The organism is Haloarcula salinisoli (assembly GCF_019599405.1).
Taxonomy (GTDB): Archaea; Halobacteriota; Halobacteria; order Halobacteriales; family Haloarculaceae; genus Haloarcula; species Haloarcula salinisoli.
In genome coordinates this window covers 1,127,886-1,147,569 of sequence record NZ_RKLQ01000001.1, presented here as the reverse complement: position 1 = coordinate 1,147,569, position 19,684 = coordinate 1,127,886, and the positions used below count along the sequence as shown (strand labels likewise).

Here is a 19,684-nt window from a genome sequence, read left to right as displayed (position 1 = left end):
AATGATTATTCGTACGTATCTCTGCAATGGAAAAGCCACTCCTCGTGACCGACTTTCTCGACCGTGCGCGACGATACTACGGCGACAGGGAGGCCATCGTCGCGACGACCGGCGACCGGTACACGTACGACGAGTTCGGTGCCCGCGCCGACGGGTTCGCCGCGGCCCTCGCGGACCGCGGCATCGAGAAGGGGGACCGGGTGGCCGTGCTGGACCCGAACACCCACTACCACCTCGAAGCGGCCTACGGCATCATGCAACTCGGGGCGGTCCACACGCCGCTGAACTACCGGCTGGTCCCGGACGACTTCGAGTACATCCTCGAAGACGCCGGCGTCGACGCCATCTACGCCGACTACGAACACGCCGAGAAAATCGAAGCCGTACGAGACGAGGTCCCGACGGAGACGTTCGTGACGAACGACACCGACGCCGTCGACGGCGACTGGGAGTCCTTCGACGAACTCGTCGACACCGACGAGACGTTCGAGCGACCCAAGATGGACGAGAACGACGTCATCACTATCAACTACACCTCCGGGACGACGGGCGACCCCAAAGGCGTCTGTCGGACCCACCGGACCGAGACGCTCCACGCCTACATCGTGAGCCTCCACCAGGAGATACGCGACGACGACGTCTACCTCTGGACGCTCCCGATGTTCCACGTCAACGGCTGGGGACACATCTTCGCGGTGACGGGGATGGGCGCGACACACGTCTGTACGCGCGGGGTGGACGCCGGCGGCATCTTCGAGGCCATCCGCACAGAAGACGTCACGTACCTCTGTGGCGCGCCGACAGTGCTCAACATGCTGGTCGACTACTACGAGCGCCACGACGTGGCGACGACCGGCGACCGTGACGTCCGTATCGCCACCGCCGGCAGCGCCCCGCCCGAGGCGGTCATCCGCGCCGTGGAGGACGACTTCGGCTGGTATCTCAAACACGTCTACGGGGCGACCGAGACGGGACCGCTCATCACCACCTCGGATGCGCGCCGGTTCTTCGAGGACGGGAGCGACGCCCGCTTTGCCGTGAAGAAGCGCCAGGGACTGGGCTATCTCGGCACGGAGGTTCGCGTTGTCGACGAAGACGGGACGGACGTCCCCGAAGACGACGCGACGCTCGGCGAGGTCGTCGTCCGGGGCAACCAGGTGATGGACCGCTACTGGAACAAGCCCGAGGCGACCGAGGAAGCGTTCACCGACCGCATCGAGGGGTACTACCACACCGGCGACCTCGCGACGGTCGACGAGAACGGGATGATAGCTATCCGCGACCGCAAGAAGGACATCATCATCTCCGGCGGCGAGAACATCTCCAGCATCGAGCTGGAGGACACGCTGTACGAACACGACGCCGTCGCGGACGTGGCGGTCATCCCGGCCCCCAGCAGCGAGTGGGGCGAGACCCCGAAGGCGTTCGTCGTCCCGACCTCGGGCGACCCCGACGAGCCGGGGACCGACGTGGACGAACTCGTCTCGTTCACCCGTGCGCATCTGGCGACCTACAAGGCGGTCAGCAAGGTCGAGTTCGTCGAGTCGCTCCCGACGACGGCCACCGGAAAGGTCCAGAAGTACGAACTGCGCCAGCGCGAGTGGGACGAGGAAGACCGGATGATAGGGGAGGGGTGAGCTATAGCAGGGCCGGGCCTGCCCCAATCAGACTGACGGCGACTAGGTATTCCCGAGACCCCCATCGACCAGGATCGACTCACCGTTGACGTAGGAACTCATATCACTGGCGAGAAACAGCGCCACATCCGCGATTTCATCGGGTTGGCCGAAGCGACCGGCGGGTGTCCCACCCAGCATTGCCTCCTGGAGTCGTTTGCCGGCTTCACCTTCTCCCATTCCCCCCTGAGCTAACATCTGTGTCTCGGTGAAACTTGGTTTGATAGCGTTGACGCGAACCCCGTGGCCACCGAAGTAGTCAGCCAGCGCGTAGGTCAGTGATTTCACTGCCCCTTTCGAAGCACTGTATATCGTCTGGTAAGCGGCCCCGCTATCTGCCGCGAGGCTCGCCATGTTGATGATCGTCCCGCCCTCGTCGTTTTCGATTAGTCGTTCGCCAGCGACCTGCGCCCCGAAAAAGGTGCCTTTGACGTTAACGTCCATGAGCTGGTCGTATTCCGCTTCCGTAATCTCGAGGAACGGGGTCTCACTGTGAATGCCTGCGTTGTTGACCATGATGTCGAGGCCGCCGAGCTTGTCGGCAGCGTCGACAGCGGCTTCTACATCCGCTCGCTCGGTCACATCGCACTCGACGAAGACCGCCGTTCGGTCGGTCTCGGTCGTAATTTGCTCGTGTGTCGGCTCGCCACCTTCTCGTGGCGTTTCCCGGACGTCGGCGACGACGACATCGGCTCCGTTATCGGCAAACGTCAACGCGATGTTCCGGCCGATGCCACTTGCCCCGCCCGTCACGATGGCCGTCTCGTCTGTGAGTAGTTGACTCATTGTTCGCCCGCAGTTGCTCGTTTACTGGAGTCGGTCATTTGGAACACAGTAGCACGAGACAGTGTGAGGAGGATAAATGCCATAGTTTTTCACGAAAGAAAGCTCCAGAGAGGCAGCTACAGTCAAGCGGGTCTGGAATCGTCCACGCCCAGGGTACTACTCTGAGCTCGTTATCCCCACGTCCATACAGCCACCAGTATCAGTAGTGCCAGGGTTCGTCGCTGAAATCCGGCTCTCGTCCCTCGTTGAACGCGTCCCGACCTTCCTGGGCCTCCTCGGTCATGTAGGCGAGTCGGGTCGCCTCCCCGGCGAAGACCTGCTGGCCGACCATCCCGTCCGAGTCGAGGTTGAAGGCGTACTTCAGCATCCGCATCGCCGTGGGCGATTTCTCCATCATCCGCTCGGCCCACTCGATGGCCGTCGCTTCGAGTTCCTCGTGGGGGACGACTTCGTTGACCATCCCCATGTCCGCAGCCTCCTCGGCCGAATACGTCTTCCCGAGGAAGAACACCTCGCGGGCCTTCTTCTGGCCGATCTGGCGGGCGAGATACGCCGAGCCAAAGCCACCGTCGAAACTCCCCACGTCGGGGTCGGTCTGGAGGAACTTCGCGTGTTCCTCGCTGGCCAGCGTCAGGTCACAGACCACGTGCAGCGAGTGGCCGCCGCCGACGGCCCACCCCGGGACGACGGCGACGACTGGTTTGGGAATGTGGCGAATCTGGCGCTGGACCTCCAGGATGTGGAGGCGACCGACGTTCTCCGGCGCATCTGGGTCACCGATATCGGCATCTGCCTCGTACTCGTACCCGCTCTCGCCCCGAATCGACTGGTCGCCGCCCGAGCAAAACGCCCAGCCGCCGTCCTTCTCGGAGGGGCCGTTGCCGGTGATGATGACACAGCCCACGTCGGTGAGCCGCTTGGCGTGGTCCAGTGCCGTCGAAAGTTCGTCCACCGTCTCGGGGCGGAAGGCGTTGCGCTTTTCCGGCCGGTCGAAGGCGATGCGCACCACGCCTGTCTCTGTCGAGCGGTGGTAGGTGATGTCGGTGAAGTCAAATCGGTCGACGGCGTCCCAGCGCTCCGGGTCGAAAATCTCTGAGACCATACCTCCGTTGCGGGCCGAGAACGGGAAAAGCGTTGTCAGAAATGTTTTGTCTACCTGTTCCATATATGAAACTATGTCCGCCCCGCTCAAGCGCCCCGGTCCGATGGCCGCGCTCGCGCTGGTCTCCGTTCTCGTGTTGCTGTACAGCGTGTTTATCCTCCAGCAGATACTGCTTGGCCTCCTCCTCGTCCTCGGGTTCTGGTTCTTCTATCTGTTTTACCTCGCCGTCGTGCGGCTGGGCCGAATCGCGACGGCGCTGGAGCTGATGGCCGACCGGAGTACCGACGGACCGACGAGAGACGAGTTCACCAGGGACTGATAATTGGTCACGAGGTTTTATACTGAGATGTTGCCGACTACGTACCAACGCCGCCCCTCATGACCGAGAGCTTCTACGACGTGCTCGGCGTCGCCGAGGACGCGACGACCGACGAGATAGAGTCCGCCTACCGGGAGCGGCTCAAGGAGACCCATCCCGACGTCAGCGACGACGACGACGCGGGCCAGGCCACGAAGACGCTCATCGAAGCCCGCGACGTGCTCGTCGACGAGGACGAGCGGGCGCGCTACGACCGCCTGGGTCACGAGGCCTACGTCGGGGACGGCGCGGCTGCTGCGAGGGACGCGGCGACCGAGACGAGCGGTCGCGACACTGACAGCGACGCCCGTTCGAGCGACACCGGGACCAGCGGTGGTACGAGCCAGAGCCGCGCTCGACGGGAACAGCGGGCCAGCGAGCGCGTCAGCCAGGAGCGCCGAAAGGCCCGGGACGCCCGACAGCGGCGTCGTGAGACCGCCCAGGAAGGGCGGACCGGGACCGACGACGCAGACACCGCGTCGGCGTCTGCCTCGACGAGTACGACCAGGAGTACCAGCGACTACGAGACGACACCGACCGGCGGACGCCGGACAGCGGCCACCGACACGACCAGCGCAACGGCGAGTGGCAGCACCTACAGCGTCCGCGAGAACGTCTCCACGTCGACCAGCCACGGGCCCCTGTTGCCCCAGGGCCGACAACTCACACTACTTGGTCTCTTCTTCGCGCTCTACCCCGTGCTGTTGTTTTCGGCCCTCCTCCCCGCGTTCCCGCCATTTGTCAACGTGATACTCAGCGCGTGTACGCTGTTGACGATAATGTATCTCCAGTCGATGCCACGCGTGGCGGTGTTGCTCTTTGGCGGCTGGAGCGCCATTAGTATCGTCGGGCTGGGGCTGTTCGGTGTCGGTTACGTCTCGCCCGTCGGGCTCGTCGTACTGTTAGGCACCGTCCTCCCCTTTGGCTTCTCGGTACTGACGGCTGCGGCCCTGCGGTACTAGAACGCGTCGACGAGTCGGTCCTGGAGTGCGTCACGTCGGGCGTGGCTGTCCGCGGCGTCGAAGGCGACCGACAGCACCTGGGTCCCACCGCTGCCCGCGGAGCGCTCGAACGCGTCGACGAACGCCTCGCGACTCTCGAGGCGTTCGAACGCCAGCCCATAGAGCTCGCCGGTGGGCTCGAAGTCCAGCCCGTGTGGCGTCTTGAACTGGGACTCGAAGGTCTCGTGGTCCTCGATGGGGAGCATATGGAAGATGCCGCCGCCGTCGTTGTCGACGAGGACGATAGTGGCGTCGACGCCACAGCGAGCGAGCGCGAGCAACCCGTTCATGTCGTGGTAGTACGCCAGGTCACCGGTGACGAGCACGAGCGGGTCCTCGGTGGCACTGCCCGCCCCCAGTGCCGTCGACGTGATGCCGTCGATACCGCTCGCGCCGCGGTTCCCTAGCACCGTGTGGTCGGCCGTCCGCGGCTCGCCAAAGCGGTCCAGGTCGCGGACGGGCATACTGTTCGAGACGAACAGCGTCGCCGGGTCGGGGGCCAGCCGTGTCACGTCGGCCAGCACACCGCCCTCCCAGTAGGCCCCGTCCAGTGCGTCCGTGACTGTGTCCCAGTGAGTCTGGTCGGCACGCCGGAAGCGGTCGGCCCACGCGGGGTCACCCGGTTCGGCCACCCGCTCGGCGATATCTCTCGCCGTCTCGTCAGGGTCCGCGACCAGCAGGTCGCTGGCGGTGAAGGTCGCCTCCGTCCAGCGGCCGCTGGGGGCGACGACGAACTGCCGACAGTCGGCGTCTCGGAGGTACTGGCGCAGGGGCTTCGAGGTCGGCGAGGCGCCAAAGCGCAGTACTACGTCGGGGTCGGGCCAGTCGGCGACGGCGTCGGTCCCCAGATACGCGTCGTAGCCGCCGAGGACGGGGTGGTCGGCGACGTGGGAGCCAGAGCGGAGATTCGAGAGGGGGTCCGCGAGGACGGGGAACCCCGTCGCGTCGGCCAGCGCCCCCAGCGCGTCGGACCCCAGCCCCCCGTCCGCCGGCCCTGCGACGACGAGGCCGCGGTCGGCGGCCTCGACCGGCGAAACGACGCGTGACAGGTCGGCGTCGTCGAGTCGGCCGGCGCCCTGGGCGGTCGTGACGAACGGGCCGTCGCGGCCCTCGGCGGCGAGCGGGTCGCCGCCGGCCCAGTTCTCGGGGACGCCCTCGGGGTGGTCGTCGGGTACCGGCGTCGGCTCCAGCGGCTTGCGGAACCGACAGTTCAGATGGACCGGACCGGGGTCGCTGCCGGTACTGTTGGCGAGCGCCCGCGCGACAGTGGTTCGCAACATCCGCACCTTGCGCGGCTCGGCCGCCGGCTCGGGCATATCGCGGTACCAGCGGACGGCGTCGCCGTACAGTTTCTCCTGATCGATAGTCTGGTTGGCCCCGCTATCGGTGAGTTCCGGCGGCCGGTCTGCGGTGAGGACGAGCATCGGCACCCCGGACTGGCTGGCCTCGATGACTGCGGGGTGGAAGTTCGCGGCCGCAGTCCCCGAGGTACAGACGAGCGGCGTCGGCTCGCCAGTCCGTTTCGCCCGCCCCAGTGCGAAGAAGGCCGAAGAGCGTTCGTCGAGGTGTGAATAGACGCGCAGGTCGGTGTGTTCGGCACAGGCAACGGTGAGCGGCGTCGAGCGACTGCCCGGCGAGACACACACCGCTTCGACCCCGCCGGCGACCAGTTCTTCTACCAGCGTCTCGGCCCAGAGAGTGTTGACGTTCGGGTAGCTCATTCGAGTTCGTCGAGCATCGGCCGGTATTTCAGTTGCACTTCGTCCCACTCGCGGTCGGGGTCGCTGTCGGCGACGATCCCCGCGCCGGCAAAGAGCGTCGCCGTCCGTCCGGTAGCCACCGCGGACCGGATGCCGACGGCGAAGGTCCCGTTGCCGGCCGCGTCCAGCCACCCGATGGGCGCGGCGTACCAGCCACGGTCGAACGCCTCCGTCTCGCGGATGGTCCGCAAGGCCTCGTCGGGCGGCAGGCCGCCGACGGCGGGCGTCGGATGCAGGGCGTCCACGAGCGAGAGGACGTGCTCGTCGTCTGCGAGTTCGGCCGTTATCGAGGTCCGCAGATGCTGGACCGTCGCCAGCCGTCGAATGGTACGGTCGCCGATGCGGACCGAGGCGGCAAAGGGTTCCAGCTGGTCGCGGATGGCCTCCGCGACAATTTCGTGTTCGTGGATGTCCTTGGTGCTGTCGAGCAGCTCCGTGGCCAGCCACTCGTCCTCAGCTGGGGTGTCTCCCCGACCGGTCGAGCCGGCGAGGGCTTCGGTCCTGACGGTGCGACCGCGAAGGGAGACGAGCCGCTCGGGCGTCGCACCGTAGAACGTGGCGCCGTCGGTCGGGGAGAACATGAACCGGTAGCAGTCCGGGTAGGTGTCGGCCAGCCGGGCGAAGACGTCCGGCACCGAGAGCTCGGACTGGAGACTGACCCGGAGCGCCTGCGCGAGGACGACCTTCTGGAGGGTCCCCGCCTCGACGCTTTCGAGCGCCCGGCCGACCTGGTCGCGCCAGGCCCCCTGGGAGGGCTCTCGCTCGCGGGCGACGATACCGGGTCTGCGTTTGGCGTTGACCGCCGGCTCGTCGGCCAGCCGGTCTTTCCACGTGGCGAGCCGAGCCTCGGCCCGGTCGGCCGCGTCGTCGCCGGCCGCCGCGGTCGTGAGCCAGCGGCTGCCGTCACGTTCGGTTACCTGGACCTCCGGGAGGAAGAAGGCCGCACCCGGGAACTCGTCCCACGGCGAATCCTCGCCGTCGTGGTCCCCGTCGTGGAACGCGAACCCGCCGTACAGCCGCGGTCGGGCCACGCTCGGGAGCCCGCCGGTCGGCGTCTCACACGTGTCGAAAAGCGCCGCGGCCGCCCCGCGCACGTCGTCGAACCGCGAGGCACCTTCGGCGGTCACGGTCGCGGCGGCACCGGCGGCCGCTATCGATTCCGTCGGTGTCGACCAGCCAAAGCGTGGTCGTCTCTCGGCTTCCAGGACAGTCCGGACCGCGCCCGAACCGAGTCGGCACCCGCGCGTGACGACCGTCGTCTCACCGACCGTCGACTGCGCACCACGCAGTGGTTCCATCACCTCGCCTTTAGGAGTGGGCCCCTTTGAGCCTGACTATCAGTGTCGTTGTAGGTCGGCTGGAGACAGCGCCGGGGTCGATGTCGACAGCACTCCCGAACCCGGGACAACTGCCGGTATGAACCCTCTCTGACGGGGTGGCCGTCGGGGGCAGGCTCGGCAACCGTCGGAGTAGCCGGGACTTTCGGTGTAGGTCGGCCAGACAGGCCGAATCTACCGTTCGAACGACCAGCGCCTACCCCCGCCAGGTTTAAATATACCTTGCTCAAAGGTGCCAACGTTGCGATGCCAAAGGTAGAGATCAACATCCCTGAGCACCTCGAAATGCAGATCGCTCAGCTGGTCGAGCAGGGCGAGTTCCTCAATCGTGAGGAGGCCATCGAGGACCTCCTGGCGACCGGTCTGAAGGCGTACAAGACCTCCGGGCCGACGGACGAAGACGAAGAACCGGGCTTCGAAGAAGAAGACGGGATGATGGGCCACGACGACGAGTACGTGTTCTGAAACAGGAGAGCACTGCGTGAGCTCCCTCGAACTGCGAGCGGTGCGGGACCGCAGGTCCCGCAGGCAGTCGGGCGCCGCCCGACGGCAGCGTAGTTGCGAACAACACGCCGACTTGTCAGTCTGGTACACCGTCTCGGGCAATTCTTATACGGGTCGGACCGAATAGCTTGGACAACCATGCACAAAGACGAGCTGCTCGAGTTACACGAACAGATGGTGACCATCATGGAGTTCTTCCGTGACGAGATGGACACCGTCGACCCGGGGCTGTTCGACCCCTACGGCGAACTCGACGTCCGTCCTTCGGACGTCCACAAATCGAAGAGCGAGCACAAACACGCAGTCTTCGTCCTCGGCAACGCGCTGGCGACGGCGATGAGCGAAGACGAGTTCTCGGACGCGGGCCGGGTCGGCAAGCGCATGAAGGAACTGGCCGAGGACGCCGAGAGCAAGCTGTAGGTATATCGACTTCTCCCGGTTACCCAGCCGCCCAGTGGCCACACTAGTGGCCCGAAAAGTCCGGTTCGCGTTGCTCGATGAACGCCGCCGCCCCCTCCGCGTGGTCGTCGGTGGTCACGGCCAGCCCCTGGGCGGCCGCTTCGCGCTCCATGGCCCCGTCGAGGGTCGACGTCGCGCCGCGGTCGATGAGCTGTTTGGCCTGTGAGAGCGCCACAGTCGGTCCTTCGGCGATGGTCTCGACGAGGTTCTCGACGCCCGCTTCGAAGGAGTCGCGCTCGAACAGCCGGGTGAAGACGCCCAGTTCGCGGGCCGTGTCGGCGTCGAGCAGTTCGCCGGTGAACACCAGCTCCTTGGCTTTGTTCGGGCCGACGACTCTGGGCAGGAAGTAGGAGACGCCTGCGTCGATCGGCAGCCCGAGTCGACGGGACCCGAAGCCGATTTTCGCGTCGGGGCTGGCCAGCTGGATATCACACGCCAGCGCCAGCCCCGCGCCGGCGCCAAAGGCCGGCCCGTCGATGGCGGCGACGACCGGGAGCCGGCAGTCGTGAACCGCTTCGACGGCTTCGTTGATGGTCTCGATGGTCCCCACGCGCTCGGTCGGCGGGCGGTCGCTGTCCACGCCGTCGACCATCGCGGCCACGTCGCCGCCCGCACAGAACGCTGAGCCGGCCCCGCGGACGAGGACACAGCGGGCGTCGGTGTCGGCGACGGCCTCGAACCGTTCGACGAGCCGCGCGGCCGTCGGTTCGGCCAGGGCGTTGCGCTCGTCCGGCCGATTCAGTGTGACCGTAGCCACCCCGTCGTCGATAGTCAGCCGTACCGCGTCCTCGGTCATACCACCGAAGTCTGCCCGCGTGACCAAAACGTTGCTGACGGCGTTGGGTGCGTCTTTTTCAGCGCCCAGTCCCAGAACCCGATATGTACCTGCACTGGCACCGGCGGGACCTCCGTGCGGCGGACAACGCGGGACTGGCCCGCGCGAGCGCCGACGACCCCGTACTTCCGGTGTTCGTCTTCGACAGCGACGTGCTCGCCCACGCCGGCCCGCCGCGGGTCTCGTTCATGCTAGACGCCCTCGAACGGTTGCGAGCGTGGTACCGCGAGCGCGACAGCGACCTCGTCGTCACCCACGGGGACCCCCGCGAGGTGCTGCCCGACCTGGCGACCGAGTACGGCGCCGACCGGGTCACCTGGGGCAAGGACTACTCCGGACTCGCACGCGAGCGCGACGCTGCGGTCCGGCGGGCGCTGGACGGGGCCGACGTGGCCCGCGAGGCCGTCCAGAACGCCGTCTGCCACGAGCCGGGCGAGATTACGACCAACGACGGCGACCCCTACAGCGTCTTCACCTACTTCGGCCGGAAGTGGCAGGACCGAGAGAAGCAGGTTCCCTACGACCCGCCCGCCGCCGGCGCGCTGGCCGAGGTCGACGACGACACTCCCCTCCCGACGCTGGAGGAACTGGGATTCGACGAGCCCGAGGCCGATATCCCACCGGCCGGGACCGAACCCGCTCGCGAACTCCTCGATGCGTTCCTCGACGACGGAATCTACCGCTACGACGACCGCCGGGACTACCCGGCCGAGGAGTGCACCTCGCGCCTGTCGGCCCACCTCAAATACGGCACCATCGGTATCCGCGAGGTGTACGAGGGGACCGCCGAAGCACGGAGCGCCGTCGAGCCTGGCAGCGAGCGCGACGAGTCGGTCGCGGAGTTCCAGTCCCAGCTCGCCTGGCGGGAGTTCTACACCCAGGTCCTCTTCGCGAACCCGAACGTCGTCACCGAGAACTACAAGGCCTACGAGCGCCCGATTCAGTGGAACGACGACCCAGAGGCCCTCCAGGCCTGGAAGGACGGCGAGACGGGCTACCCCATCGTCGACGCCGGGATGCGCCAGCTCCGCGAAGAGGCGTTCATGCACAACCGTGTGCGCATGATCGTCGCCTCGTTTCTCACGAAGGACCTGCTCATCGACTGGCGGGAGGGGTACGACTGGTTCCGCGAGAAGCTGGTCGACCACGACACCGGAAACGACAACGGCGGCTGGCAGTGGGCCGCCTCCACCGGGACCGACGCACAGCCGTACTTCCGCATCTTCAACCCGATGACACAGGGGGAGCGCTACGACCCCGACGCCGAGTACATCAAGCGCTACGTGCCCGAACTGCGCGACGCTGGCGCCGAGATAATCCACGAATGGCACGAGGCCTCGCTGACCCAGCGGCGGAGTGCGGCGCCCGACTATCCGGACCCCATCGTCGACCACAGCGAGCGGCGGGAGGAGGCAATCGAGATGTTCGAGGTAGCGAGGGGTGATTCGTGAGCGCCAGCGAACGAATCATCCCTCGGCGGAACGGCGAACGGTAGTGAGCCGTGGAGCAAGCCAGGGGTGACAGCTGACCGTCGGAAAGCTGTCACCTCTCGAAGCGAAGCGGCGAGCGTGGCGAGACCGATCAGCCGGAGGTCTCGAAGCGAACCGGCGAGCGCAGGGAGCCGGAGCGCAGGGAACCGCAGAGCAGGGAACCGCAGAGCAGGGAACCGCAGAGCAGGCGCGACGTAACGGTACGACCCGCCGACAAGCAACCACTGGGTGCGCCACCAGTAGGCGCAGGAGCGACGCCGATAGAATCTCCCCAAATCGCGAAAAATTTAAACATGCAGACATGAACTCTGAGGCAGAACCGTGAGTGCAGCCGTCTTTTTGATTGGACTGTTCGCGTCGGTCCTCGTCGTCCTCATGGTGACCGTTCTCATCGGGCAAAACCAGTCGATTCCCGGTACGAGATCACTGCTGGTCGCCTCGGTCCTGGAACTCTACTGGTTGCTCTGCTACGCCGGGGAACTTTTCAGTCCGACGGTCGCGCTGACGGAGGTGTTCGCCCGCTTAGAGTGGGCGGGCGCCGTCTTCATTCCGTTGCTCTGGACATTGTTCGTCGTGGAGTACACCGGCCGCGGGCAGTACATCACCAGAGACAGGGTGGCTGGACTAGCCATCCCACCGGCGCTATCACTCGTCTCGGTCGCCAGTTCGTTCGAGCGACTCGTCAGGCCGAATTTCGTCGTGCAGAACTACGCAGGACTGAACGTCGTAGTCGCCGATTTCGGACCCATCTACTGGCTGTTTGCGGTCTACGCGTGGCTCCTCGTCACGAGTAGCCTCGTCCTGCTGGTGGAGTTCATCGTGGACCAGCGTGCCCTCTATCAGAACCGAGCGATAGCGCTGCTCGGTGCCGGCGCCGTGCCACAGGTAGCGAGCGTTCTCAATACGACGGAGCTGGCCGGTCCGGTGGTGTTCAGCCTCACCCCGCTGACGTTTGCAATCTCGAGTGGGCTGGCCGCCGTCGCTATCCTGGAGTTCGACGCCTTCAGCGAGGCCCCCGTCGCCCCCCATCTCGCGACCGAGACGGCTGTCGAGGCCATCGAGGACCCCACGTTCGTCCTCGACAGTAACGACACCGTCGTGGACGCGAACCCGGCGGCGCACTCGCTGGTGGCGATGGATAGAGAGTCACTCGTCGGAACACCGCGGGAGACGCTCGCCCCGCTCGCTGGTATCGACCCGGAGTCCGCCGGTTCGACAATCACCGTCGAGCGTGACGGGGAGAAGACCTACTACGACGCCCAGAGCACTCCTATCGACGGCGACAGCGACCACACGTTCGGCACTGTGGTGACCCTGCGGGACGTGACCGACCGGCGCGAGCGCAAACAGCGACTGGACGCGCTGAACGACGTGCTCCGGGCGACGATTCAGGAAGAGATGACGACCGTCCAGCGGGCGGTCGAGGACGCCGACGACGAGGTGAGCGATATCGACGTGTTGCGCGAGCAGGCGTCCGTCGCGCTGGGTGTGAGCGACCGCGCCGGCGACTTGGCGGCGATGGTCGAACCGGAGGCCGAGTCCCCAGCGGATATTGTCCCGATAATCCACGAGGAGATCGAGGCGGCCCGGGAGTGGAAGCCGGAAGTGTCGTTCGTCCTCGACGCGACGCTGGGGGAGTGGGCGTACTGCAGCGGCCTCTTCGAACCCGTGTTTCGGGTCTCGCTACGCCAAGCCGCCGAGCGGTCACTCCAGGAGGTCGCGGAACCTGTCGTCGGCATCTCGGTCGACGCCGGCCCGGAGGCCGTCACCGTCTCCGTCAGCGACAGCGGCCCTCCACTGACGGACCACGAGCGAGCGGTGCTCCGGGGTGAGACCCGGCCGCGGCCGTCTGACCAGGCCGACATGAGCCGCTGGCTGGTCAACTGGGGGATAGAGCAGGCGGACGGCACCATCCGAATCGGAGAAGACGGAGAACACACCTCGCTCGAACTCACGTTCCCGCGGACGGACGGCGACTGACGGAACAGCTGGACCGGGACACTGCGGGCGGTATCTGACACATCGAGCACCTGTTGCACTCCAAACTTCCCTTCGAGAAGCGTCACGGTGAAACTGCCCGCCGGCCCGTACTGCGTGTGTACTGGTATCATACGGCTTCTAAACGTTTAAAAGGCATCCGCCCGACAATTATCGTGGAGGAGATTTCATATGTCCGAACACTCCGAACCTGAACTGCCACCGCTCCCGTACGACTACGACGCCCTGGAGCCCCACATCTCCGAGCAGGTGCTCACCTGGCACCACGACACCCACCATCAGGGGTACGTAAACGGGCTCGAGTCGGCGGAAGCGACGCTGGCCGAGAACCGCGAGTCGGGGGACTTCGGTTCCTCCGCCGGTGCGATGGGCAACGTCACCCACAACGGCTGTGGCCACTATCTCCACACGCTGTTCTGGAACAACATGGACCCCAACGGCGGCGGCGAGCCCGAGGGTGAACTCGCCGACCGCATCGAGGAGGACTTCGGTTCCTACGAAGGCTGGAAGGGCGAGTTCGAAGCCGCCGCGTCCGCTGCCGGCGGCTGGGCGCTTCTGGTCTACGACCCGGTCGCGAAGCAGCTTCGCAACGTCCCGGTCGACAAGCACGACCAGGGCGCACTCTGGGGTGCCCACCCGATCCTGGCCCTCGACGTCTGGGAGCACTCGTACTACTACGACTACGGTCCGGCACGGGGCGACTTCATCGACGCCTTCTTCGAGGTCGTCGACTGGGACGAGGTCGCCGAGGAGTACAGCACCGCAGTCGGTCACTTCGAGTAACTCCCGAACACGCACTTTTTTGCGCGCTGCCTGCCCGACCAGCGGTGGCTCCGACTTCGAGAGCTTTACACGCGCGGTCGGCCAAGCGTCGCCCATGCCTGCACCCAAAGCGGAGTTCGACGACGTCCGCTCCTTTGACCTCTACGAGCCCGCGGACGTGCTCGACCCGGAGCTGCTGTACACGATTCCCGAGCTGGCCCGGCTACTGCAGGGCCTCCCTGCCGACGCCGAACTCTCAGATTTCAACGAGTCGGTGTTCATCGACTGGGCAATCCCGTGGATGATATACAACCAGGACGAACTCGTCTTCGCCGAGCCGGACGACGACGAGGTCGTCGGCCTCTACGGACTCGCCGACGAATGAAGCTGCTCGTGGCCGGTGGCGACCGGGTCGACGCCGGGAAGACGACCTTCTCCGTGGGGTTGCTTTCCCACACCGGTGCCCGCGGGTTCAAACCCCGGGCCGGCAACAACTACTGGTTCGACCACGACGACTACCAGCGTGCGACCGAGCAGGGGCGCCTCTACGGCAAGGACGCCCGTCGGCTGGCTGCCGCTTCGCCGGGGGATGTGTCCCCGGAAGCCATCAACGCCATCCACCGGCTCTGGCACCCATCGCCAGGCCCCTCGAAGGGTATCCTGGGTCAGTCGGCCCGCCAGTTCGTCGTCGACCGGGTGGGGGACGATGAGGGCGTCGGCGAGTTCGTCGTCAACGGCACCGTCGACGTCCCCGACTCGGCGACCGAGCGGCTCCCGCTCGACGGGGCCCCGCGGGTCACGTCGCTACCCGATTTCAACGACCTGATGGGCGTGATGCACGCCGATGCGCTCGCCGAGTTGCGCGAGGAGATTCTCGCGACCGACCGCGCCGTCGTCGAGTCCTACGGCGACATCGCGCGGCCACTGGACGGGTTCAAACCGGACGCCGTCGCCGTCGTCGAGCCCGGCAGAGCGCGTTTCTACGACGGCCGCCGCTACGCGAAGGCCTGCCAGATAGCCAGTGGCGGTCCAGAGGAGGGCCAACTGGAGGAGCGCGTCGCAAACGTCGTCGACCTCATCGACCGGGCCGGCGCGGTACGGTTGCCGGCACTGGACAGTGAGACACGGAAAGACCCGCAGGCGGTCGCTGACGCGTACGACCACGCCTACGACGCCCTGCTGGCGACGGCGTTCGACTGAACCCGGTTGCCCGCTGCTCGCCGTTACTCCCGCCGGAGTTCGATGACGAAGACGGCACCTGTCGGGTCGGTATCGTCGGCCGGCGGCCGACTGCTTGCGGAACTGCGTTCCGCTCTGTCTTCGACCCAGACGTGGCCGCCGTACTGGTCGACGAGCGTCTGGACGAGATACAGGCCGATACCGGTCCCGTCACTCGACATCCCGCGTTCGCCCCGGCCGAAGATACTCTCTTTCCGGGCGTCGGGGATGCCGGGGCCGTTGTCGGCAATCTGAATCCGGACGGCCGTCTCGTCGGCCTCGACGGTGACGGTCACCGTGGGGTCGGGCTCGCGGTTGTGCTGGACGGCGTTCTTGATGACGTTCCGGAACACCGAGCCCAGCATCTCGTCGGCCAGGACGGCCACGTCCGGTATCTCGCCGTCGACGGTTATCGTCGCGTCCGTCGCCGTCTCTGCGACTCTCGTGATCTGGTCGCCCAGACTCTCCCTGAGCGCCACTGGGCAGGGCTCGGTCTCGGTGCGCAGCATCGCCTCGACGAGTTCCTGGGCGCTTGTGGTCAGGTCCACCGCGGCGGCCGTGTTCCGGCGTATCTTCTCGACGTACTCCTGCTGGGGCCCGTCGACGTTCTCGCCGAGAATCTCGGCGACGGCGCCGACCACCTGGAGGTCGTTGCGGATGTCGTGGCTCATCATCCGGGTGAGCAATTCGAGGTTGTCCCGCTGCTGGGCCAGGAGGCTCTCGGTGGTAACCTGCTCCAGCGCCACCGTCGCGTTCGCGGCCAGCAGTTGCGCCAGCGTCACGTCGGTGTCGGTGAACTCGTCGGTCGTCTGTGCCGCGACGATGAACACGCCGTACTCGCCCAGCGGAACGAGTAATTCGCTCCGGAACGGCGTCTCCACGTCGAAGACGCCGGCTGCGGCCCGCACGTCGGTATAGACGCCGACGTCGCCGGACTGATAGGCCTCCCAGGCGAGGCCGCTGTCCAGTGCGGGTGCCTCACCCAGCACGTCGTAACACGCGGGCGACTGCACGACGGGGAGTAACGCATCGGTCTCTTCGTCGTAGTAGTGGACCGCGTTGAGCGGGAGTCCGAGAATCTCGACCGCCGCACGGCTGACCAGGTCGGCGACCGCTTCGGGGGACCTGGCCAGCAGCATCCGTCGGGTGGCTTCGTGGAGCCGTCCGAGCGTCTCCTCGTGACTGCGCCGGTCCGTCGTCTCCGTGACGACGATGGTCAGCCCGTCCTCGTCCGGGTAGAAGCGGACGAGCCGATTCAAGCCCCGTTCCGGGCCGACCCACTCACAGGACTGTTCGGTCCCCGTCTCGACGGCCCGTTCGAGCGGCGGGCGAAACACTGCTGTCGCCTCATCGGAGAGCGAGTCCCAAACCGGACGCCCGAGGAGCCCATCTCGGTCGGCGTCCAGTAGTTCCACAGCACGGTCGTTGAGGTAGGTAAATTGCAGATCGTCGTTCAGCGCGACGACGCCGTCCGAGATGCGGTCGAGTATCGCTGCGTGGAAGGCATCCGTCGACGGCGCGTCTCGACTCACATTCGTTGGTATGGACGAACCGATAAATGTCTTTGTGGGGTTCTAGAACCGCGCCGCCTGCCAGGCGAGCTCGATGTCGTGGTAGGGTCGGTCCTCGACGCTGGGGCCGTGGCCGGTGTGCATCGCCGCGAGGTCCTCCGGAACCGTGTCCAGTACGCGGTCGATGCTCTCGACCAGCTGGTCGCGGTCACCCTCTTCCAGGTCTGTCCGGCCGAAGCTGCCGTTGGCAAAGACCAGGTCACCCGCGAACAGGACGCTCGCCGCTGCGGAGAACAGACAGAGGTGGTCGTTCTTGTGACCCGGCGTGTGGAGTGCGGTGTACTCGTCGTCGCCCATCTGGACGGTGTCGCCGTCTTCGAGCGCGTGGTCGACGCCATCCTGTGTCGTGTCGTACCCCCAGACGTCGGCGTCGAAGGCCTCGACGACCGCGGGGAGGTTCTCGACGTGGTCGTAGTGGGTATGTGTCAGGACGACGGCGTCGATGTCGTCGACGTGCTCCCGAGCGGCGCCGACGACGTCGAAATCGTTGCCGACGTCGACGAGCACGCGACGGTCGCCCGTGACGAGAAAGACGTTGCTGGTGAAGGCGTCAGTTCGCCGAGCCAGGTTCCGAATCATACACCCGCTTCGACCGGGCCAGCCATGTCGGTGTCGCTCCCGGCGGAGGAGTGTTCCACGGATATGTCAGACGTACCGACGGTGTGCGTGCAAACACCCACAGGGCTATGTAGGAGGATACAGAAACTGTGGTAGTAAGGAATAGTATGTCTGAGTCGGACCCACCTGTCGTACTTATTGTGGAGGATGAACCGGACGTGGCCGAGACGTACAAACTGTGGCTACAGGGTGATTACGAGGTCCGAATGGGGCAAAACGGGGACGAAGGCCTCGAGCTACTGGACGAGAGCGTCGACGTGGTCCTGCTCGACCGGATGATGCCGGGACTGTCGGGCGACGAGGTGCTCAGCGAGATTCGGAAGCGCGACCTGGGCTGTCGGGTCGCGATGGTCACCGCCGTCGAACCGGACTTCGACATTCTGGAGATGGGTTTCGACGCCTACCTCTCGAAGCCGATTCGGAGCGAACAGCTCCACGACACCGTGACGAACCTGCTTGAGCGTTCGGAGTACGATTCGATGCTGCAGGAGTACTACGCGCTCGTCGAGAAGCAGGCCACGCTAGAGGCGACGAAATCCAGCGCGGAACTGGCCGAGAGTGACCAGTACGCCACACTGACCGAGGAGATAGCCGAGATGCGAGAGGGGCTCGACGACACGCTGGGGGGTATCGAAGACGACGACGACTTCATCGCGACGCTACGTGGGCTCAGCAATGGCGAAGAAGAATGAGGGGGTGAAACACATGTACGATCTGTCATCAGTTCTCGATTTCGACGCACTGACCGAGGTCCGACCCGGGTCCAGTATCCTCGTCTCAGGACCCGCGATGACCGGGAAAGAGAAACTCGTCTACGACATCCTGGCCGACGGGGCCAGAGACGGCGACGGTGCCGTGGTCGTCACCACGAGCGACAAGGCGGCAAGCGTCGTCGAGGAGTTTCGCGACCGCGTGCCGGACCTCCAGGGAGCACAGCTCGGCGTCGTGGACTGCCGAGGCGAAGGCGGTGCCGACCCCGAACTCATCGAAGGGGTGTCCGTCCACCAGGTCTCCTCGCCGGGCGACCTGACCGGCATCGGTATCGGCATCACCAAAGCGCTGGAGGGGCTGCACGACTCCGGACGCGAACGGGGCCGTCTGGCGCTGGTCTCGCTGTCGACGATGCTGACCTACACCGACAAGAAGACCGTCTTCAAGTTCTGTCACGTCCTGTCGTCCCGGCTCGACGCCGCCGGCTACATCGGCGTGTTCACCATCGACTCCGGGGCACACGACACACAGACCATCCAGGTCATCAAACAGGCCTTCGACGGGCTCATCGACATCCGCGACGCCGAGGGCGGCGGCCGCGAGGCCCGCGTGCTGGGACTTGCCAACGAGCCGACCGACTGGAAGAAAATCTAGCTGGCGCCACCGGAGGGGAGTATTTTTCACCCTCCGGGTGTCCCACCCCGTATGGAAGTCACGCTGCTGGAAGCCACCGAGGACCCGGAGGAACTCATCTGCAAGGGAGCTCGCAACGATTACAGCGACGAGTTCGTCGGCGGCCAGTCCTTCGAGGCGACGATGGAGACGGTCGAGGGCGACACGCTGGAAGCAAAGAAGGAGACGCTCATCGGCCACCTGCTGGACCACGGGCACTTCGGCCCGTTCGAGCACCCCCAGATAACGTTCGCCGTCGAGGGGGTCTCCCGGTCGTGTATGGCACAGATTACCCGCCACCGACACGTCTCCTTCGACGTCCAGTCGATGCGCTACGTCGCCTTCGACGACGTCGACCCCGCCGACGTCCGCGAGGGCGAGCTGGTGGTCATCCCACCGTCGGCGACGGACCCGGACTGGGTGGGCCGGAACCAGCAGAGCGGTCAGGTGGACGAAGAGACCGTCGAAGAGCGAGCCGAGATTTTCAAAGACACCATCGAGGACGCTGTCGAGTCCTATCAGCGACTGCTGGACCTGGGGATGCCACCGGAGGACGCCCGCTTCGTCCTCCCCATCGGGACGAAAGTGAACATGGTGATGTCGATGAACGCTCGCATGCTGATGCACGTCGCCGATATGCGCGCCGCCGCGGACGCCCAGTGGGAGATTCGCGGGCTGACCGAGGACCTGCTCGATATCGCCGCCGACTGGTGTCCCATCACCTTCGACCACTACGAGCGCGAGATGAAAAACCGGAAGAACCGCCTCGCGCCGTAGCCGGTCCGCACCGCCCGACAATCTCTGTTCCGAACCGAGCTACCCCGGT

At 65.8% G+C, this 19,684-nt stretch carries 20 protein-coding genes; 13 read left to right on the top strand and 7 right to left on the bottom strand.

Annotation, left to right across the window (positions count from 1 at the left end):
* Window positions 1-26: 26 nt before the first annotated feature.
* Window positions 27-1,637, top strand: coding sequence for a long-chain-fatty-acid--CoA ligase (locus tag EGD98_RS05875; RefSeq protein WP_220587416.1), 1,611 nt, complete (start codon window positions 27-29; stop codon window positions 1,635-1,637).
* A gap of 42 nt (window positions 1,638-1,679) precedes the next feature.
* Here EGD98_RS05875 and EGD98_RS05870 read toward each other — a convergent pair whose 3' ends face one another.
* Complete coding sequence (locus tag EGD98_RS05870; protein ID WP_220587415.1) at window positions 1,680-2,462, bottom strand: SDR family oxidoreductase; 783 nt, start codon at window positions 2,460-2,462, stop codon at window positions 1,680-1,682.
* A gap of 199 nt (window positions 2,463-2,661) precedes the next feature.
* A complete protein-coding gene (locus EGD98_RS05865; protein WP_220587414.1) occupies window positions 2,662-3,564 on the bottom strand; it encodes a 1,4-dihydroxy-2-naphthoyl-CoA synthase in 903 nt (300 codons plus the stop codon).
* Window positions 3,565-3,637: 73 nt separating this feature from the next.
* Between EGD98_RS05865 and EGD98_RS05860 the strand changes: the two genes are divergently transcribed.
* Together EGD98_RS05860 and EGD98_RS05855 are read left to right on the top strand one after the other, a co-directional pair.
* Window positions 3,638-3,883: a DUF8066 domain-containing protein gene (locus tag EGD98_RS05860; RefSeq protein WP_220587413.1), complete on the top strand. Its 246-nt coding sequence runs from the start codon at window positions 3,638-3,640 to the stop codon at window positions 3,881-3,883.
* A 59-nt stretch (window positions 3,884-3,942) separates the two neighbouring features.
* The gene (locus EGD98_RS05855; RefSeq protein WP_220587412.1) at window positions 3,943-4,884 is read left to right on the top strand and encodes a J domain-containing protein; all 942 of its coding nucleotides are present in this window, start codon (window positions 3,943-3,945) and stop codon (window positions 4,882-4,884) included.
* On the opposite strand, the gene menD is transcribed toward EGD98_RS05855, so the two are convergent.
* On the bottom strand, window positions 4,881-6,644 hold the full coding sequence (gene menD, locus EGD98_RS05850) for a 2-succinyl-5-enolpyruvyl-6-hydroxy-3-cyclohexene-1-carboxylic-acid synthase (RefSeq protein ID WP_220587411.1): 1,764 nt from the start codon (window positions 6,642-6,644) through the stop codon (window positions 4,881-4,883). The two genes, EGD98_RS05855 and menD, sit on opposite strands and share 4 nt — an antisense overlap.
* Window positions 6,641-7,981: an isochorismate synthase gene (locus EGD98_RS05845; protein ID WP_220587410.1), complete on the bottom strand. Its 1,341-nt coding sequence runs from the start codon at window positions 7,979-7,981 to the stop codon at window positions 6,641-6,643. The genes menD and EGD98_RS05845 overlap by 4 nt, the downstream gene beginning before the upstream one ends.
* A gap of 285 nt (window positions 7,982-8,266) precedes the next feature.
* Here EGD98_RS05845 and EGD98_RS05840 point away from each other — a divergent pair, with 285 nt between their 5' ends.
* Both EGD98_RS05840 and EGD98_RS05835 read left to right on the top strand, forming a co-directional pair.
* Window positions 8,267-8,485, top strand: a complete 219-nt coding sequence (locus EGD98_RS05840; protein WP_220587409.1) for a ribbon-helix-helix domain-containing protein — start codon at window positions 8,267-8,269, stop codon at window positions 8,483-8,485.
* Between the two features lie 177 nt (window positions 8,486-8,662).
* Window positions 8,663-8,944: a UPF0058 family protein gene (locus tag EGD98_RS05835; RefSeq protein WP_220587408.1), complete on the top strand. Its 282-nt coding sequence runs from the start codon at window positions 8,663-8,665 to the stop codon at window positions 8,942-8,944.
* Window positions 8,945-8,987: 43 nt separating this feature from the next.
* Here the strand turns inward: EGD98_RS05835 and EGD98_RS05830 are convergent, their stop codons facing one another.
* Window positions 8,988-9,779 (bottom strand): enoyl-CoA hydratase/isomerase family protein, encoded by a 792-nt coding sequence (locus EGD98_RS05830; RefSeq protein WP_220587407.1) that lies wholly within the window; start codon window positions 9,777-9,779, stop codon window positions 8,988-8,990.
* Window positions 9,780-9,862: 83 nt separating this feature from the next.
* Here EGD98_RS05830 and EGD98_RS05825 point away from each other — a divergent pair, with 83 nt between their 5' ends.
* The 5 genes from EGD98_RS05825 (at window position 9,863) to EGD98_RS05805 (ending at window position 15,268) form a co-directional block, all read left to right on the top strand.
* Window positions 9,863-11,269 carry a cryptochrome/photolyase family protein gene (locus EGD98_RS05825; protein ID WP_220587406.1) on the top strand — a complete coding sequence of 469 codons (1,407 nt, stop codon included), beginning with the start codon at window positions 9,863-9,865 and terminating at the stop codon, window positions 11,267-11,269.
* Window positions 11,270-11,629: 360 nt separating this feature from the next.
* Complete coding sequence (locus tag EGD98_RS05820; RefSeq protein ID WP_220587405.1) at window positions 11,630-13,288, top strand: histidine kinase N-terminal 7TM domain-containing protein; 1,659 nt, start codon at window positions 11,630-11,632, stop codon at window positions 13,286-13,288.
* A gap of 189 nt (window positions 13,289-13,477) precedes the next feature.
* Window positions 13,478-14,089, top strand: coding sequence for a superoxide dismutase (gene sod / locus EGD98_RS05815; RefSeq protein ID WP_220587404.1), 612 nt, complete (start codon window positions 13,478-13,480; stop codon window positions 14,087-14,089).
* A gap of 94 nt (window positions 14,090-14,183) precedes the next feature.
* Entirely contained in the window at window positions 14,184-14,453 is a 270-nt protein-coding gene (locus tag EGD98_RS05810; protein WP_220587403.1) for a DUF5827 family protein, read from the top strand.
* Complete coding sequence (locus EGD98_RS05805) at window positions 14,450-15,268, top strand: ATPase (RefSeq protein WP_220587402.1); 819 nt, start codon at window positions 14,450-14,452, stop codon at window positions 15,266-15,268. The genes EGD98_RS05810 and EGD98_RS05805 overlap by 4 nt, the downstream gene beginning before the upstream one ends.
* Before the next feature lie 23 nt (window positions 15,269-15,291).
* On the opposite strand, the gene EGD98_RS21125 is transcribed toward EGD98_RS05805, so the two are convergent.
* Together EGD98_RS21125 and EGD98_RS05795 are read right to left on the bottom strand one after the other, a co-directional pair.
* Entirely contained in the window at window positions 15,292-16,818 is a 1,527-nt protein-coding gene (locus EGD98_RS21125; protein ID WP_220587401.1) for a PAS domain-containing sensor histidine kinase, read from the bottom strand.
* Window positions 16,819-16,860: 42 nt separating this feature from the next.
* Window positions 16,861-17,436 carry an MBL fold metallo-hydrolase gene (locus tag EGD98_RS05795; RefSeq protein WP_220587400.1) on the bottom strand — a complete coding sequence of 192 codons (576 nt, stop codon included), beginning with the start codon at window positions 17,434-17,436 and terminating at the stop codon, window positions 16,861-16,863.
* A 146-nt stretch (window positions 17,437-17,582) separates the two neighbouring features.
* On the opposite strand from EGD98_RS05795, the gene EGD98_RS05790 reads away from it, so the two are divergent.
* From EGD98_RS05790 to thyX, 3 genes are read left to right on the top strand one after another with little or no spacing between them, the layout of a single operon-like run.
* Window positions 17,583-18,167: a HalX domain-containing protein gene (locus tag EGD98_RS05790; protein ID WP_220587399.1), complete on the top strand. Its 585-nt coding sequence runs from the start codon at window positions 17,583-17,585 to the stop codon at window positions 18,165-18,167.
* Window positions 18,168-18,180: 13 nt separating this feature from the next.
* Complete coding sequence (locus EGD98_RS05785) at window positions 18,181-18,840, top strand: RAD55 family ATPase (RefSeq protein ID WP_220588038.1); 660 nt, start codon at window positions 18,181-18,183, stop codon at window positions 18,838-18,840.
* Window positions 18,841-18,891: 51 nt separating this feature from the next.
* Complete coding sequence (gene thyX / locus EGD98_RS05780) at window positions 18,892-19,635, top strand: FAD-dependent thymidylate synthase (RefSeq protein ID WP_220587398.1); 744 nt, start codon at window positions 18,892-18,894, stop codon at window positions 19,633-19,635.
* The last annotated feature ends 49 nt before the right edge of the window (window positions 19,636-19,684 follow it).

Excerpts from the sequence above, each read along its gene's own strand:
- EGD98_RS05785 (WP_220588038.1), top strand. The coding sequence starts at position 18,181 with ATGTACGATCTGTCATCAGTTCTCGATTTCGACGCACTGACCGAGGTC.
- EGD98_RS05840 (WP_220587409.1), top strand. The coding sequence starts at position 8,267 with ATGCCAAAGGTAGAGATCAACATCCCTGAGCACCTCGAAATGCAGATC.
- menD (WP_220587411.1), bottom strand. The coding sequence starts at position 6,644 with ATGAGCTACCCGAACGTCAACACTCTCTGGGCCGAGACGCTGGTAGAA.
- EGD98_RS05805 (WP_220587402.1), top strand. The coding sequence starts at position 14,450 with ATGAAGCTGCTCGTGGCCGGTGGCGACCGGGTCGACGCCGGGAAGACG.
- EGD98_RS05860 (WP_220587413.1), top strand. The coding sequence starts at position 3,638 with ATGTCCGCCCCGCTCAAGCGCCCCGGTCCGATGGCCGCGCTCGCGCTG.
- EGD98_RS05825 (WP_220587406.1), top strand. The coding sequence starts at position 9,863 with ATGTACCTGCACTGGCACCGGCGGGACCTCCGTGCGGCGGACAACGCG.
- EGD98_RS05795 (WP_220587400.1), bottom strand. The coding sequence starts at position 17,436 with ATGATTCGGAACCTGGCTCGGCGAACTGACGCCTTCACCAGCAACGTC.
- EGD98_RS05810 (WP_220587403.1), top strand. The coding sequence starts at position 14,184 with ATGCCTGCACCCAAAGCGGAGTTCGACGACGTCCGCTCCTTTGACCTC.
- EGD98_RS05790 (WP_220587399.1), top strand. The coding sequence starts at position 17,583 with ATGTCTGAGTCGGACCCACCTGTCGTACTTATTGTGGAGGATGAACCG.
- EGD98_RS05830 (WP_220587407.1), bottom strand. The coding sequence starts at position 9,779 with ATGACCGAGGACGCGGTACGGCTGACTATCGACGACGGGGTGGCTACG.
- sod (WP_220587404.1), top strand. The coding sequence starts at position 13,478 with ATGTCCGAACACTCCGAACCTGAACTGCCACCGCTCCCGTACGACTAC.
- EGD98_RS05865 (WP_220587414.1), bottom strand. The coding sequence starts at position 3,564 with ATGGTCTCAGAGATTTTCGACCCGGAGCGCTGGGACGCCGTCGACCGA.
- EGD98_RS05855 (WP_220587412.1), top strand. The coding sequence starts at position 3,943 with ATGACCGAGAGCTTCTACGACGTGCTCGGCGTCGCCGAGGACGCGACG.
- EGD98_RS05875 (WP_220587416.1), top strand. The coding sequence starts at position 27 with ATGGAAAAGCCACTCCTCGTGACCGACTTTCTCGACCGTGCGCGACGA.
- EGD98_RS05835 (WP_220587408.1), top strand. The coding sequence starts at position 8,663 with ATGCACAAAGACGAGCTGCTCGAGTTACACGAACAGATGGTGACCATC.
- EGD98_RS05845 (WP_220587410.1), bottom strand. The coding sequence starts at position 7,981 with ATGGAACCACTGCGTGGTGCGCAGTCGACGGTCGGTGAGACGACGGTC.
- thyX (WP_220587398.1), top strand. The coding sequence starts at position 18,892 with ATGGAAGTCACGCTGCTGGAAGCCACCGAGGACCCGGAGGAACTCATC.
- EGD98_RS05870 (WP_220587415.1), bottom strand. The coding sequence starts at position 2,462 with ATGAGTCAACTACTCACAGACGAGACGGCCATCGTGACGGGCGGGGCA.